The organism is Undibacterium sp. Jales W-56, from assembly GCF_025548535.1.
GTDB lineage: Bacteria > Pseudomonadota > Gammaproteobacteria > Burkholderiales > Burkholderiaceae_D > Undibacterium.
The window spans coordinates 139,892-155,483 of sequence record NZ_JAJLQW010000001.1; the positions used below are offsets into that span (position 1 = coordinate 139,892).

General features: G+C 54.5%; 14 protein-coding genes. 11 read left to right on the forward strand and 3 right to left on the reverse strand.

The window, feature by feature from the left end; genetic code table 11:
- Positions 1-49: 49 nt before the first annotated feature.
- The 5 genes from LPB67_RS00680 to LPB67_RS00700 all read left to right on the forward strand — a co-directional run bounded on the left by LPB67_RS00680 (position 50) and on the right by LPB67_RS00700 (position 4,424).
- Positions 50-868, forward strand: coding sequence for a CsgG/HfaB family protein (locus tag LPB67_RS00680; protein ID WP_262835124.1), 819 nt, complete (start codon positions 50-52; stop codon positions 866-868).
- A 296-nt stretch (positions 869-1,164) separates the two neighbouring features.
- Positions 1,165-1,623, forward strand: coding sequence for a dihydroneopterin triphosphate diphosphatase (nudB, locus tag LPB67_RS00685; protein WP_262835125.1), 459 nt, complete (start codon positions 1,165-1,167; stop codon positions 1,621-1,623).
- Between the two features lie 11 nt (positions 1,624-1,634).
- Complete coding sequence (locus LPB67_RS00690; protein WP_262835126.1) at positions 1,635-2,438, forward strand: endonuclease/exonuclease/phosphatase family protein; 804 nt, start codon at positions 1,635-1,637, stop codon at positions 2,436-2,438.
- Positions 2,431-3,597: a phospholipase D-like domain-containing protein gene (locus tag LPB67_RS00695; RefSeq protein ID WP_262835127.1), complete on the forward strand. Its 1,167-nt coding sequence runs from the start codon at positions 2,431-2,433 to the stop codon at positions 3,595-3,597. Before LPB67_RS00690 ends, LPB67_RS00695 begins: the two co-directional genes overlap by 8 nt.
- Positions 3,594-4,424 (forward strand): DUF429 domain-containing protein, encoded by an 831-nt coding sequence (locus LPB67_RS00700; RefSeq protein ID WP_262835128.1) that lies wholly within the window; start codon positions 3,594-3,596, stop codon positions 4,422-4,424. The genes LPB67_RS00695 and LPB67_RS00700 overlap by 4 nt, the downstream gene beginning before the upstream one ends.
- A 222-nt stretch (positions 4,425-4,646) precedes the next feature.
- On the opposite strand, the gene LPB67_RS00705 is transcribed toward LPB67_RS00700, so the two are convergent.
- Positions 4,647-5,291 (reverse strand): TetR/AcrR family transcriptional regulator, encoded by a 645-nt coding sequence (locus LPB67_RS00705; protein ID WP_262835130.1) that lies wholly within the window; start codon positions 5,289-5,291, stop codon positions 4,647-4,649.
- 223 nt (positions 5,292-5,514) lie between these two features.
- Between LPB67_RS00705 and LPB67_RS00710 the strand changes: the two genes are divergently transcribed.
- The 6 genes from LPB67_RS00710 to LPB67_RS00735 all read left to right on the forward strand — a co-directional run bounded on the left by LPB67_RS00710 (position 5,515) and on the right by LPB67_RS00735 (position 13,583).
- Positions 5,515-5,892 (forward strand): RNA-binding S4 domain-containing protein, encoded by a 378-nt coding sequence (locus LPB67_RS00710; RefSeq protein WP_262835131.1) that lies wholly within the window; start codon positions 5,515-5,517, stop codon positions 5,890-5,892.
- A gap of 225 nt (positions 5,893-6,117) precedes the next feature.
- A complete protein-coding gene (locus LPB67_RS00715; RefSeq protein ID WP_262836128.1) occupies positions 6,118-6,720 on the forward strand; it encodes a TetR/AcrR family transcriptional regulator in 603 nt (200 codons plus the stop codon).
- Positions 6,721-6,831: 111 nt separating this feature from the next.
- Complete coding sequence (locus tag LPB67_RS00720) at positions 6,832-8,622, forward strand: acyl-CoA dehydrogenase C-terminal domain-containing protein (protein ID WP_262835132.1); 1,791 nt, start codon at positions 6,832-6,834, stop codon at positions 8,620-8,622.
- A 119-nt stretch (positions 8,623-8,741) separates the two neighbouring features.
- Complete coding sequence (locus LPB67_RS00725; protein ID WP_262835133.1) at positions 8,742-11,141, forward strand: 3-hydroxyacyl-CoA dehydrogenase NAD-binding domain-containing protein; 2,400 nt, start codon at positions 8,742-8,744, stop codon at positions 11,139-11,141.
- A gap of 202 nt (positions 11,142-11,343) precedes the next feature.
- On the forward strand, positions 11,344-12,540 hold the full coding sequence (locus LPB67_RS00730; RefSeq protein ID WP_262835134.1) for an acetyl-CoA C-acyltransferase: 1,197 nt from the start codon (positions 11,344-11,346) through the stop codon (positions 12,538-12,540).
- Positions 12,541-12,812: 272 nt separating this feature from the next.
- Entirely contained in the window at positions 12,813-13,583 is a 771-nt protein-coding gene (locus LPB67_RS00735; protein WP_262835135.1) for an enoyl-CoA hydratase, read from the forward strand.
- Positions 13,584-13,671: 88 nt separating this feature from the next.
- On the opposite strand, the gene LPB67_RS00740 is transcribed toward LPB67_RS00735, so the two are convergent.
- Positions 13,672-13,839, reverse strand: a complete 168-nt coding sequence (locus tag LPB67_RS00740) for a prolyl oligopeptidase family serine peptidase (RefSeq protein ID WP_262835136.1) — start codon at positions 13,837-13,839, stop codon at positions 13,672-13,674.
- A gap of 6 nt (positions 13,840-13,845) precedes the next feature.
- A complete protein-coding gene (locus tag LPB67_RS00745) occupies positions 13,846-15,558 on the reverse strand; it encodes a thiamine pyrophosphate-binding protein (RefSeq protein WP_262835137.1) in 1,713 nt (570 codons plus the stop codon).
- Positions 15,559-15,592: the final 34 nt, after the last annotated feature.

Genomic DNA, 15,592 nt, shown 5'->3' on the forward strand with positions numbered 1-15,592 from the left:
TTCGTGTAAATTATGGCAATTATTTTTAACGAAATGTGAGATATTCCCTATGCCTTTCAACGCACTGACTAACAAGAAAAAAGTAGTATTTTCATTCATCGCTGCAGGCTTGCTGTTGAGCGCTTGCGGCGAGAAAAAAACCGAACTCGGTGAAGGCAGCAGCGTCGTGACCGGCGCCGCTGGTCCCGCCGGTGCGACAGCGGCCAGTAAAAGCCTGGTGAAATGCGATGCGCCGGTAGCCACCATGGCGCTGGCTGAAAATCCCAACGGTTACACTGTACAGACCCAATACAATCTCCCGGCTTCACCGGTGCCGCTGATACGCTTGCTGGCGCAACAAAGCGGTTGCTTCCGCGTAGTGGATCGTTCGGCGGGCTTGAAGGCGGTTATCAAAGAGCAGGAGCTGCAAGATCAGGGCATCATCCGCAAAAATTCCACAGTGTCGAAAGGCAAAGGCTACGAAGCCCAATATACCTTGACGCCTAGCCTGACTTTTTCTGAGAATCATGCAGGCGGCACGGTAGAAGCCATCATGGCAATGATTCCCTTTTTGCGTAACTTCACGGGTCTGGCCGAGAAGGTCAGCTTTAAAGAGGCACAGGTTGCTTTATTATTGACCGACAACGAGACCACCGAACAACTTGCGGCATCGACCGGTGCCGCCAAGACCACCGATCTGGGTTTGGGCGGTTTTAGCTTTGGTGCGGCGGGCGGTGGTCTGGGGGCCGGCTGGAGCAATACCAATGAGGCAAAATTGATCGTTGCGGCATTTTTGGATGCGCATAATAAGCTGGTCGCCCAAGTCCAGCAATTGCAGGCCAAAGAGTTGCCGCCGCCGGTTCTTACCAAGGCGGGCAGCAAACACTAATTCATTAGGACTTACGCAAAAAACAAAACCTCGCACCACCGAGACACGGAGACACAGAGCAAAGGCCAGAGTAAACAACTCACGGATTGGGGATATTAAAACGAACCCGCAATCCGGCTGCGCCTGCTGGCACGAAATGCCTCCGAAAGCCGCATCCAGCCTGCGGGTTCGATAGCAGTTGAGGTAGGCAGTTTTCCGTTTTGCTTAGATTCTCTCCATGCTTTTGCTGTCGCTACCCGTTGTTCATCTGCATTTACGCGTATCATAAGAGATCGACAAAGGCAGAAAAAAAAGTAATGAGTGAATTTAAAATTCCTGTTTCCGTATTGGTGGTCATTTATACGACAGACTTGGAAGTGCTGTTGATCGAGCGCGCCGACCGGCCGGGGTTTTGGCAATCGGTCACCGGCTCCCAGGATAGTCTGGATGAACCCTTATCCGCGACCGCCGCACGTGAAGTGCTGGAGGAGACCGGCATCGATGCGAATGCATACACGTTGAGCGACTGGCAGCTCTCGAATATCTACGAAATTTATCCGGTCTGGCGTCATCGCTACGCGCCAGGTGTTACGCAAAACACCGAACATGTATTCGGCTTGTGTGTGCCGCGGAATATCCCTGTCCAGCTCGCGCCGCGCGAACATTTGCGGTATCAGTGGTTGCCTTATCGCGAAGCTGCCGACTGCTGTTTTTCAGCATCGAATGCCGAGGCGATTTTGCAATTGCCTGCCATGCTGGCTTTCGCCCACCAATAACGGGAACCGCGATGAAACTGCGCATTGCCACTTACAATATTCATAAAGGGGTGAGCGCATTTGGACGGCGCGCCCGTATTCATGCAATCAAAGAAGCGATTGATTTATTAGATGCCGATCTGATTTTCTTGCAGGAGGTGCAAGGCCAGCACGATCATCATGCAGTGCGTCATGCGCATTGGCCGGGCCAGGCGCAGCATGATTTTTTGGCCGGTGATTCGCATCATTCGAGCTACGGAATGAACGCCGTCTATGAACACGGTCATCACGGCAATGCCTTGCTAAGTCGCTTCGCGATTGCCGCTTCGACCAATCATGATGTATCCGATCATGCGTATGAGCAGCGCGGCATTCTGCACTCGGTGATCCAGGCGCCCGCTGCCGATATCCACTGCTTTGTGATCCATCTGGGACTGTTTGCGGCCAGCCGCCGGCGTCAGGTGCAGGCCTTGATCCATGAAATACAGAGCAGCCTGCCGCCGGATGCGCCTTTGATTATTGCCGGTGATTTTAATGACTGGCGCAATCATCTGAGTACGAGTCTGTATGAGAGCCTGGGCGTCAGGGAAGTTTTCGATGACGGCTTGCATCAATTGCCGGGTAGCCAGCATCCTTTGCAAAAAAAAATCATCAAGACTGGCCGGACTTTTCCTGCCGGCTTGCCATGGTTGAGCCTGGATCGCGTGTATGTCAGGGGCTTCGCTGTCGAGCAGGCGCAAGTGTTAACCGGTGCGCCCTGGAATAAGTTATCCGACCATGTACCTATTCTGGCGACCTTGCACTATGCGGCGCCATGCATATCCGATCATGCGTAAATTGCAGTTCGTGGCCGGCAATCAGCTCAGATTATTATTCTGCGGCGATGAATATTTTTCTGCCTTGATCGCAGAAATTGATGCGGCGGTCAAAGAGATTTACCTCGAGACTTATATTTTCGCAGACGATGTAACTGCAGTCGCAGTGCAGCAGGCGCTGATCCGTGCCGCACAGCGGGGCGCGTCTGTCCGGGTGATTATCGACTGGTTAGGTAGTGGCGGCAAGCAAGCCGAACTACTCGCTGCACACTTCATCCGGCAAGGCGTCGAATGCCGTATTTTTAATCCCTGGTTTAAACGCGGGCTGGCACGTACCCATAGAAAAATTTGTGTTGTCGATCAACGTTGCGCGCTGATAGGCGGACTCAATATCATTGATGACTTGACGGCAGACGACGGCTCCGGCCAGGTGCTGGCATTTCCGCGCTGGGATTTTGCCGTGCACCTGCTCGGCCCTCTGGTCTTGCATATCGACGTTGAGGTGCGCGCGCAATGGTTGCGGCACGGTCATTTGAATTTGAAATCGCGTTTTCAATTATTGCGCCAGTTGCGCGAAGATATGTCTTCGCATTCGCATCAGGCAGTGTTGGCGAGCTATGTGGTGCGCGACAATTTACGCAATCGCGCAACCATCCAGCGCGCGTATTTGCAGGCGCTCGGCCTGGCCAGAAAACGCGCGATCCTTGCGAATCCCTATTTCGCTCCCGGTCGGAAATTGCGTAATGCGCTGATCTCGGCCGCCAGTCGCGGCGTGGATGTCACGCTGCTGATCGGCGTCGGTCAATTCAAATTGCAGGACGCCGTGACGCATTCGTTTTATCCTAAATTACTCAAGCACGGCGTCAAAATTGTGGAGTATCGCAAAACCCAATTGCATGCAAAAGTCGCCGTCATCGACCATGACTGGGTCACGGTAGGCTCGAGTAATTTCGATGGATTGAGCCTGTTCTTGAATCACGAGGCGAATATCGTCATCCGCGACCAGGAGTTTGCAGAACAATTGATCGCCCACCTGGAACAGGGGATTGCTGACGGCGTGTCCGTGGACGCGGCCGACTATGCGAACCAGCCTTGGTACAAGCGCGCATGGTACGGCACGGCTTACCTGATCTATCGCTTCCTGATGCGGGTAGCGACTTTTGGCAGCTACACCTCATGAGATTGTATGGGGTGGATTTCACTTCGGCACCGGGCAAGCGCAAAGCGATTACGATTGCCGGTGCAGTTTTGCATGAGCAGACGCTTGTTCTGCAATCGCTGACAGCGCTCCGCGATTTTGCCGCATTTGATGCCTGGCTGATGCGCCCCGGTCCCTGGCTGGCCGGTTTTGACCTGCCATTTTCATTGCCGCGGGAACTGGTAGAACATCTGGGCTGGCCGCAGGATTGGGCGGCGCTGGTGCAGCAGCTTGAAAATATCTCGCGTGCCGGGATGCGGTGTTTGTTTAAGGCGTTTTGTGATGCCAGGCCTAGCGGCAATAAGTTTGCGCATCGCGCTACCGATATTCCGGCACGCTCCTCGCCTTCAATGAAATGGGTGAATCCGCCAGTGGCCTATATGCTGCATGCAGGCGCACCGCGTTTGTTACGTAGCGGCCTGGTCTTGCCAGGTATGCACGGCAGCGTACGACCCGATTCCAGAATTGCACTGGAAGCTTATCCGGGCATGCTGGCGCGTAGCATCACTCAGGCGTCTTACAAGAGCGACGACCGGCGCAAACAAACACCGGAACGACTTGAAGCAAGGCGGCAGATCATCGCCGCACTGGAGCTCGGCGCTACGCCCTGGCGCATCCGCGTTGATTGCGCCGGGTTCCGTCAGCAACTACTCGACGACGGCAGCGGCGATTTGCTGGATGCGCTGCTGTGCGCCGTACTGGCGGCATGGGGCTGGCAGCGGCGCGATGCGAATTACGGTTTGCCTGCTTTTGATGCGCTAGAGGGATGGATCGTCGGTGCCGGCTTGGGTGTAGTTGGTGATGTCTGATTGGCAAATGGTGGCGGCTCAACTCGGTGGGGTTTACGCAAATAGCCAATACTTCATATACAAGCTTGCACTAAAGAGACACAGAAAATAAAGTCAGAAAAAATGGAGTCCAAAATGGACAGTATTCCTCTTGCTTTTCCTCTGTGTCTCGGTGTCTCTGTGGTGAGATGTTTTGTTTTTGACTCAATTTCAAGCGCTTGGCTTTAGTTGCAAGCGCGTCTGCTAATCCTGAGCAGATTGCGCTGCCGCCAGGATGCCCGCCGTGATAAAGCGCAGCAAGTGCGGCGTCGCAATCTTGGCATTACGCGCCGGGCACAAGCCGTCTGATAAGCGCTCCATGCGTGTATCGACCACATGATGCAGCAATGCGCCCAAGGCGAATTGGTAGCACCAGAACACGGTGGCTTTAGGCGCGGCCGGAAGCGCGCCGCTCAGCGCTTCGATGAATTCGCGTGCCATGGGGTCGTAGAATTCCCGGGTAATCCGGTCGCTCGCTTCATGCCGGTCGATCACGCCGCGCATCACAATCCGTGAAAAATTCACCCCGTGATCTTGTTCATTGAGTTTCAGTACCGGACTGATAAACGCAGCGATGATGGCGTTCAGGGCGGTGGTCGGGTCAGTGTGCAGGCGTGCCCGTCTTAGTTCCGACAGCCGTTCTGCGATATAGCCGCTATGGTGCTCGTAGATCGCATGGTAGAGCTCATTTTTGGCGCCGAAGTAGTAACCTACCAGCGCTACCGGCACCCCGGCCTCATGGGCGATATCGCGTATCGACACGCCCTGATAGCTTTGTTCTGCAAAACACTTCTCGGCGGCGATCAGAATCGCGCGCTTTCGTCCGCTTAAGTCATCTAATGAGCTCATGGCACGATAAGGTAGAAAGCAATTGCTTGGTACACTGATTGTACGACCGTACAAGTATTTGTCTATGCGCGCCGCAGCAATTGCACTTTGCTTGTGCGAACCAGGCTTCACTGCCTATAAATGTCTTGTGTTTGTCATGGGGCTGAAATACATTGCAAGAAAATAGAATGAACGTTTTAAAAACAAGGCCTATAGTGCCGCAGCACATAGCCGTCAGAGACAAATGACCGACACCATCCGTATCGATAAGTGGCTTTGGGCCGCCCGATTTTTCAAGACACGTACCCTCGCCACGAATGCGGTTGAATTAGGTCGGGTTCTGCAGAACGAGCAGCGGGTCAAACCTGCACACCATATCAAGCCCGGCGACCTGCTTGAAATACATCATGCCGAGCAAATCTGGGTCATTCAAGTCATACGGTTGGCGGATGTGCGCGGCTCTGCCAGCGTGGCACAAACCATGTATCAGGAAACCGCCGCCAGCACGGAACGCCGTGCGCAGTTGGCGCAGGATAAAAAATATTTCAGGGAGCCCAGTGCCGCGCTGAACGGTCGTCCGACCAAGCGTGACCGGCGCTTACTGGATTTTAGTCGAGGTTAACTGTGACAAGGCGGTAGCAGGTGTTTCAAAAAAAGGTTCAAAACGATTCAAACAGGCATGCCTCTAAGTAGATACTCTCCTCTAAAGGCGCTTTCTGGTTTGACTTTTAGTGCGCTGTGCTTAATAGTACGAGCGTTCGATTAATTCACATGTTTGCATCAAATCTGTGCAAACATGAATCATTTCAACACGATTAAATGTATTATGAATATGACATCGAAATTCATGCGTAAAGGCGAACTAACCCGCGCCGCCATTCTGGATGTAGCGCTGGATGCTGCCAGCCGGGATGGTATCGAGGGTTTAACCATCGGTTTGCTGGCCGACAAAATGAACATGAGCAAGTCCGGCGTGTTCGCTCATTTTGGTTCGCGTGAAGATTTGCAGATCGAAGTGCTGAAGCTGTATCACCACCATTTCGAGCAAGAAGTGTTTTATCCGAGCATGAAAGAAGAACGCGGCCTGCCGCGTCTGCAATCGATGTTTGCCTTGTGGGTCAAGCGCGTTACCGTTGAAATCGCTTCTGGTTGCATCTACATCAGCGGCGCGGCGGAATACGACGACCGCCAGGGGCCGATCCGCGATGAGCTGGTCGGTATGGTGCATGCATGGCAGGGCGCATTGCGCCGTGCCGCAACCCAGGCCATTCAGTTGGGTCATTTGCGGCACGATGTCGATCCCGAGCAGATCGTGTATGAAATGTATGGCCTGATTCTGGCGTTACACCACGATGCGCGTTTCTTGCGCAAGCCGGGCAGTGTAGAACGTGCGGAAGCGGGATTTGAACGATTGATCGGATGTTACGCGCCGGAGTCCGCGACTGCTTAATCAGCTACAGACCGGATGAGCAGCCTTTCTGAGCCGGGTGCAAAAAGCAGCAAAGAATTTGTTACACAACCGTCTTAATTTTGTTTTATTTTTAGCCTTCAGGAGAAAATCATGGGTCAATACGTCGCTCCCTTGCGTGATATGCAGTTCGTTCTGCATGAACTGTTAGCCGTAGAAGGCGAATTAAAGCATTTGCCAAAATACGAAGAAATCGATGCCGATATCATCAATCAGGTGCTGGAAGAGGGCGGTAAATTTACCTCGCAAGTGCTGTTCCCGTTGAATCATTCGGGCGACCGCGAAGGCTGTCATCACGACAAAACGACACACGCAGTCACCACACCAAAAGGCTTTAAAGAAGCCTATAAACAATACGTAGAAGCGGGCTGGCCGGCATTGTCCTGCGATCCGGAATTCGGCGGCCAGGGCTTGCCGCTGGTGCTGAACAATTCTTTCTACGAAATGCTGAATTCGGCGAACCAGGCATGGACCATGTACCCCGGTCTATCGCATGGCGCTTACGAGTGCATTCATGAGCACGGTACGCAAGAACAAAAAGAACTGTATCTGCCAAAACTGATCTCCGGCGACTGGACCGGCACGATGTGCCTGACTGAGCCGCATTGCGGTACCGATCTCGGCATGCTGCGTTCCAAGGCAGAGCCGCAAGCTGACGGCTCCTACAAAATTTCCGGCGCGAAGATTTTCATCTCCGCCGGCGAGCACGATATGTCCAACAATATCGTCCATCTGGTACTGGCGCGTTTGCCAGGCGCCCCGGAAGGCTCGAAAGGCATCTCCCTGTTCATCGTACCGAAATTCCTGCCAAACGCCGATGGCACTTTAGGTGCGCGCAATCCTATCTTCTGCGGCGCGATCGAAGAAAAAATGGGCATCCACGGCAACTCGACTTGCCAGATGAATATGGACGATGCGACCGGCTGGCTGATCGGCGGGCCGAACAAAGGCCTGAATGCGATGTTCGTGTTCATGAACGCGGCACGTCTGGGCGTCGGTATGCAAGGCCTGGGTCTGACAGAGATCGCTTACCAGAACGCACTGGTGTATGCAAAAGACCGCATCCAGATGCGTAGCCTGTCCGGCCCGAAAGCACCGGACAAGCCAGCCGATCCAATCATCGTGCATGCCGACGTACGCCGTATGCTGTTCACGGCCAAAGCCTATGCCGAAGGCGCCCGTGCATTCTGCTCCTACGTTGCGCTGCAATTGGATAAAGAACTGAATCACCCGGACGAAGAAGTGCGTAAAGAATGCGCCGACGAAGTCGCCTTGCTGACGCCGGTCATCAAAGCCTTCATCACCGACAATGCCTGGACAGCGACATCCGAATGTATGCAGGTCTACGGCGGTCACGGCTTCATCTCTGAATGGGGCATGGAGCAATACGTGCGTGATTCACGCATCAACATGATTTACGAAGGCACCAACACTGTACAGTCCCTCGATTTGCTGGGTCGCAAGATCCTCGGCGACAACGGTGCGAAGCTGCGTAAGTTCGGCGCCAAAGTACAGGCGTTTGTTGAGGCGAACGGCACCAATGAAGCCTTGAGCGAATTCGTTACGCCGCTGGCTGAACTGGGCGACAAGGTCACCAAACTGACCATGGAAATCGGCATGAAAGCCTTCCAGAATCCAGACGAAGTCGGCGCCGCTGCCGTACCGTATCTGCGCGTGGTAGGTCACCTGGTGTACAGCTACTTCTTCGCACAGATGGCAAAAATCGCGCTGGAAAAACAGGATTCCGGCGACACCTTCTACAAAGCAAAACTGGCGACGGTACGCTTCTACTTCGCTCGCCTGTATCCGGAAACAGCGATGCTGATCCGTCAAGCTCGCTCAGGCTCGGCGAATCTGCTGTCGCTGGAAGCTGATTTGTTTTAATGAAATACATCTGTACATCTGAGTAATCGTAGGGTGCGCCGTGCGCACCTTTGCTCTGAATTTCAAGCGGTGCGCAGAGCGCACCCTACGAAATCGGAGTGTTAAAACAAGGAAAAACCATGACCAATTTCATCGTTAAAAAAGTCGCCGTTCTCGGTGCCGGCGTGATGGGTGCACAAATCGCTGCGCACTGCATCAACGCAAAAGTACCTGTCGTATTGTTTGATCTGCCAGCCAAGGAAGGCCCGAAAAACGGCATCGTTTTACGCGCCATCGAGAACCTGAAAAAACTCAACCCTGCGCCGCTCGGCAATAAAGACGACGCCGCCCTGATCGAAGTCGCGAATTACGAAGACAATCTGGAATTGCTCAAGGGTTGCGATCTGATCATTGAAGCGATTGCAGAACGCATGGACTGGAAGCACGACCTGTACAAGAAGGTCTCTCCTTACATCGCACCGAATGCGATTTTCGCATCGAACACCTCCGGCCTGTCGATCACTGCCTTGTCTGAAGGTTTTGAGGCTGAACTGAAAGCCCGTTTCTGCGGCGTGCATTTCTTCAATCCGCCGCGTTACATGCATCTGGTCGAATTGATTCCTACTGTCTCGACCCGTGCAGAAATCATCGACCAGCTCGAAGGTTTCCTGACCACGACGCTCGGCAAAGGTGTGGTGCGCGCTAAAGATACACCCAACTTCATCGCCAACCGGGTTGGTATTTTCGGCATGCTGGCGACGATTTACGAAGCGGAAAAATTCGGTCTGACCGTCGATGTGGTCGATGACCTGACCGGTAAAAAACTCGGCCGCGCATCTTCCGGCACCTTCCGCACGGCGGACGTAGTGGGTCTGGATACCATGGGCCATGTCATCAAAACGATGCAAGACAATTTGTCCGACGATCCATTCTTCGCGGTCTACAAAACACCGGAAGTGTTGGCGAAACTGGTCGCCGCCGGCGCACTCGGTCAGAAATCCGGAGCAGGTTTCTACAAAAAAGTCGGCAAAGATATTCAGCGCCTGGATTTTGCAACAGCAGCATACGTGACCGGCGGCGCGAAAGCCGATGAGGTCGTCGCCCGCATGCTGAAAGAAAAAGATCCGGTCAAGAAAATGAAGACCTTGCGTGAATCGACCAATGTACAGGCACAGTTCCTGTGGGCGATTTTCCGCGATGCTTTCCACTATATCGCGGTGCATGGCGCCACCATTGCCGACAATGCGCGCGACATCGATTTCGCGATGCGCTGGGGCTTCGGCTGGAACGTCGGTCCTTTCGAAACTTGGCAAGCATCCGGCTGGCAAGAAGTTGCCGGCTGGGTCAAAGAAGATATCGACGCGGGCAAGGCGCTATGCAACGCACCGTTGCCAGCCTGGGTATTTGATGGCCAGGTAGCAGAAAATAAGGGCATCCATACAGCAGAAGGTTCCTGGTCGGCAGCGAGCAGCAGCTATGTGCCTCGCTCCACGTTAGCGGTATATGACCGTCAGGCTTTCCGCGCTCCGGTATTGGGCGCAGGCGCGCCGACCGGCGCCACTGCCGGTACCACTTTCTTCGAAGACGACTCGGTCCGCATCTGGCATCAGAACGATGACGTACTGATCCTGTCCATGAAGACTAAGATGCACGTGATTGGCCCTGGCGTGATCGAAGGCATGGAAAAAGCGATTGCCGAAGCCGAGAAGAATTACAAAGGCCTGGTGATCTGGAATGCCGATGCAGCCGAAGGCGGCGCCTTCTCCGCGGGTGCCGATTTACAAGCGATGCTGCCATTGTTTATGTCAGGCGGCGTCAAGGCGATCGAGCCGGCGATCTCGCGTCTGCAACAAGCGCATCAAGGTTTGAAATACGCGAATGTGCCAGTGGTCGCCGCGGTTGCCGGCCTGGCACTCGGTGGTGGTTGCGAACTGATGATGCACGCAGCCAAACGCGTGGCCTCGATCGAATCGTATATCGGCCTGGTGGAAGTCGGCGTGGGCCTGGTGCCTGGCGGCGGCGGTTTGAAAGAAGCTGCAGTCCGTGCCGCCGCCGATGCCAAAGGCACTGACCTGTTGCAGTTCCTGAAGAACTACTTCACCAATGCAGCCACAGCCGCCGTATCCAAGTCCGCATTGGAAGCGCAGAAAATGGGTTACCTGTCGCAAGACGACGTGATCGTATTCAATGCCTACGAATTGCTGCACGTAGCGAAAGTCGAAGCCCGCGCCATGTTCGACGCCGGCTACCGCGCACCGATGCGCAAACTGGTGCCGGTCACCGGTCGCCACGGCATCGCGTCGATCGCTGCGCAGTTGATCAATATGCGTGATGGCGGTTTCATCTCTGCACACGACTACAAGCTCGGCAAGATGATTGCCGAAGTGGTCAGCGGCGGCGACATCGACAACGGCAGCCTGGTCAGCGAACAATGGCTGCTCGACCTGGAACGCAAAGCGTTTATGGAATTGTTGAATCATCCAAAAACGCAAGAGCGGATTATGGGCATGATGCAAACCGGCAAGCCAGTACGTAACTAACGGATTTACGTGTAACGCAAGAACGAACCGAAAACACTTCACCACTGAGACACAGAGACACAGAGGTAGCACAGAGAAAGCACAGCATCCCGGTATTAATCAGTTTTGGTTTCCTCCTGGGGTTCTCCGTGTCTCTGTGTCTCTGTGTTGAGAGGTTTTAAAGCTTTTAGTGCGTGAGGTCAAACTAATTGAGGTAGACAAAATGACTAAACAACTTCAAGACGCTTACATCGTCTCAGCCACACGTACCCCGATCGGCAAATCTGGTCGCGGCATGTTCCGTAACACGCGCCCGGACGATTTGCTGGTGCGCGTATTGCAATCTGCGTTTGCCCAGGTGCCGAATCTCGATCCAAAACTGGCAGAAGACGCGATCATCGGTTGCTCTTTCCCGGAAGGTCCGCAAGGCCTGAACCTGGCTCGCATGGGCGTGTTGCTGGCAGGTTTGCCAAACACCATTGGCGGCGTCACCATCAATCGCTATTGCGCATCCGGTATCACGGCGGTGGCGATGGCGGCAGATCGTATCCGCGTTGGTCAAGCCGACGTAATGATCGCAGGCGGCGTTGAATCGATGTCGATGGTGCCTATGATGGGTAACAATCCATCCATGAACATGGCGATCCTGAAAGACGAAAACGTCGGCATGGCCTACGGCATGGGCCTGACCGCAGAGAAGGTCGCACAGCAATGGAAAGTCTCGCGCGAAGCGCAAGATGCATTTGCCCTGCAATCGCATCAACGTGCGATCGCTGCGCAAAACGCCGGCTACTTCGATGCAGAAACCACCTCGGTTGACATCATCGACCGCGTACCGAATCTGTTGACCGGCGAAATCGAATTGAAAACCCGCACCGTCAGCCGTGACGAAGGCGCTCGCCCGGATACCTCACTAGAAGGTCTGGCACGTCTGAAACCGGTATTTGCCAACAAAGGTAGCGTGACCGCTGGCAACAGCTCGCAAACGTCCGACGGCGCCGGTGCATTGATCCTGGTCAGCGAAAAGATTTTGAAGCAATTCAACCTGACGCCGCTGGCACGTTTTGCATCTTTCGCAGTACGCGGCGTCCCGCCGGAAATCATGGGCATCGGCCCGAAAGAAGCGATCCCGGCAGCATGCCGTGCGGCAGGCATTACACAAGACCAGATCGACTGGTTTGAATTGAATGAAGCGTTTGCAGCGCAATCTCTGGCAGTGGTGCAAGACCTCGGTCTCGATCCGGCCAAGGTCAATCCTATGGGCGGCGCGATCGCTCTGGGTCACCCGCTGGGCGCAACCGGCGCGATCCGTTCTGCCACTACGATCCATGCCTTGCACCGTAACAACCTGAAGTACGGCATGGTGACGATGTGCGTCGGTACCGGCATGGGGGCCGCCGGCATTTTCGAACGCATGTAAATGAAACTACTGATTCAGCTACTGCGCGACTCAATCTTCAGTCGGCGATGCTCACCGTACTTTCGTACGGCTGCGCTTCTCAACTGAACCTTGAGCCGCTCGCTGCGCTGCCTCAGCATTTCCAAATTACGATCACGACAAAAAAACCGTACATGAAATTTTCTGTACGGTTTTTTATTGATCAATTATGCTAAAAATGGATAATCGGCTTGATTCATTAAATTCCAGCATAATCTGTTTACTACAAATTCAATCAAAACTCAGGAGATCACATGGACATTTTGACCCACATAGAGAATGGCGTTTTGACGATAGCCTTCAACCGCCCGGAAAAGAAAAACGCGATCACCGCGGCGATGTACCAGGCGATGGCCGATGCGATCAGGGCTGCAGAAGACGACACTGCGGTGCGCGCAATTCTGTTCACAGGCCGGCCAGAGATTTTCACCGCCGGTAACGATCTCGAAGATTTCATGAAGAACGCCACTGTCGAGCATGCAGGCGTGCCATCGGTCTATCAATTCATGCAAGCCCTGAGCCACAGCAGTAAACCGGTGATTGCCGCCGTCTCCGGCGCCGCAGTCGGCATCGGCACTACCCTGCTCATGCATTGCGACATGGTGTATCTGGCCGACAATGCAAGGCTGTCTATGCCATTCACGCAATTGGGCCTGTGTCCGGAATTCGCATCCAGCCTGATTTTCCAGCAAATCGTCGGCTATCAGCGCGCCGCAGAAAAGCTGATGCTGGGCGAAGCATTCAGCGCCCAGGAAGCCTACGAAATAGGCTTCGTCAACAAGGTATTGCCTTTAGAAGAATTGCTGCCGTATGCACAAAAACAAGCAGCAAAATTAGTCGCCTTGCCGGCAGCATCGATCCGCGCCACCAAACGTTTGATGAAGAGCAATCAAAACGAAGCCATCGTCACCAAGATGGGCGAAGAAAACAAATACTTCCGCAGCATGCTGACAGCACCAGAAGCCAAAGAAGCGTTCGCGGCTTTTTTTCAAAAGCGCAAACCGGATTTTTCGCAGTTTTCCTGATGTGCCAAAAGCCGCGTAGAAAAATTCTCTACAGCGGCTCTTTAAGACAGTCCAGGACTCCTGGCTTGGATTTCAGAGGTCTGGATCCTTACTTCCGCATAGCAGACCCAACCGGCATCAGATACTTATCCTGGAACTGGAATATCTTCGCATTCGCTTCTGCCTGATTTTTCTTTTTGCTGAAACCGTGGCCCTCGTCGGCGAACACGACATACTCGACCGGCACATGACTTTTCTTCACTGCATCGATGATCATCTTTTTTTAACTCGCTTTGGCTAGTGCCGATTGCGCATCCAGAGCGGCTTTACGCATTTGCGCCAGACTCATGCCGGGCGTGATCAGATTGCCGTCGTAGCGTAATTCGATCAGAGCGGGCAAGCGATGGTTGCGGGTATGTGCGAGTGCGCGTTGCAGGGCGGGCGCGAACTCGGCGGTGCTGCTGACGACCTCACCGCTGGCGCCGTAGGCGCGTGCCAGGGCGGCGAAATCCGGGTTGTGCAATTCGGTACCGGACACGCGTGCCGGGAAGGTTTTTTCCTGGTGCATGCGTATGGTGCCGAACATCCCGTTGTTGAACACGATGATGATCACCCCCGCGTGATATTGCACGGCAGTGGCGAGTTCCTGGCCGTTCATCAGGTATTCGCCGTCACCGGCAAACGTTATTATGGTGCGTTCTGGCGCGATGATTTTGGCGGCAACGCCGGACGGTATGCTGTAGCCCATGGCGCCCGAAGTCGGGGCCAGTTGCGTGCGCCAGCCGCCGTAGCGGAAGTAGCGGTGCGCCCAGGTCGCATAATTGCCGGCACCGTTGGTGATGATGGTATCGGCGGGTGCCGCTTGCATGATGTCTTGCACGACTTGCCAGAGATTCAGCGGCGCCTGTTCGTTCTTGAAAATCGCCGGTTCCTGTTGCCATGCCAGCAGTTCGGCACGCGCTTCGGCGACCGTATGCTGCCAGGCGCCGGCATCGAGCGCCGTCATCTCGGCCAGGCATTCGGCGATCTCTTGCATGCCGCTGTTGATCATCAGATCGGCTTGATACACGCGACCTAGTTCCAGCGCATCGCTGTGGATGTGGATTAGTGTTTGACGCGGGAGCGGCGCTTCTAAAATAGTATAGCCGCCGGTGGTCATTTCGCCGAGGCGCGGACCGATTGCGATTACCAGATCGGCCTCCTGCACGCGTTTTGCGAGCTTGGGATTGATGCCGATGCCGACATCGCCAATGTAATGCGGATGCGCGTTGTCCATCAGGTCCTGGAAGCGGAACGCGCAGGCAACCGGCAGATGATTGCTGATTGCGAAGCGAGCGATGTTATCGCAGGCTTGCTGGTTCCAGCCGCTGCCGCCGAGCAGCACGACAGGGCGCTTTGCCTCGGCTAACAGATGGCGCAATCGGGCTAGCTGGCTCTTGGAGGCGGATGCCTGTACCGGCGTGTAATGGCGGGTGTCGGCGACTGCGGCGACGGCGGACAGGCAGTCTTCCGGCAGCGCCAATACCACCGGGCCCGGACGTCCGCTGGTGGCGACCTGAAAGGCGCGGGCAATGTATTCGGGGATGCGATCGGCGCGATCAATTTGCGCGACCCATTTCGCCATCGGACCGAACATGCGACGATAGTCGATCTCCTGAAAGGCTTCGCGCTCGACGAAGTCATTGCCGACCTGTCCGACGAATAAAATCATCGGTGTCGAATCCTGGTACGCCGTATGAACGCCGATTGAGGCATTGGTTGCACCGGGACCGCGGGTCACAAAGCAGATGCCGGGCTGGCCGGTCATCTTGCCGTAGGCGTCTGCCATAAACGCTGCGCCGCCTTCCTGACGATTGATGATGAAACGGATCGGACTATCGTGCAGCGCATCAAGCACGGGCAAATAGCTTTCGCCCGGTACGCCAAAAATCGTATCAACACCATGCACGGCTAATGCATCTACCACCAACTGACCGCCGGAACGCGATTTAATCATGACAATAAGACCAGTTCGGAAAAAACCATACGCT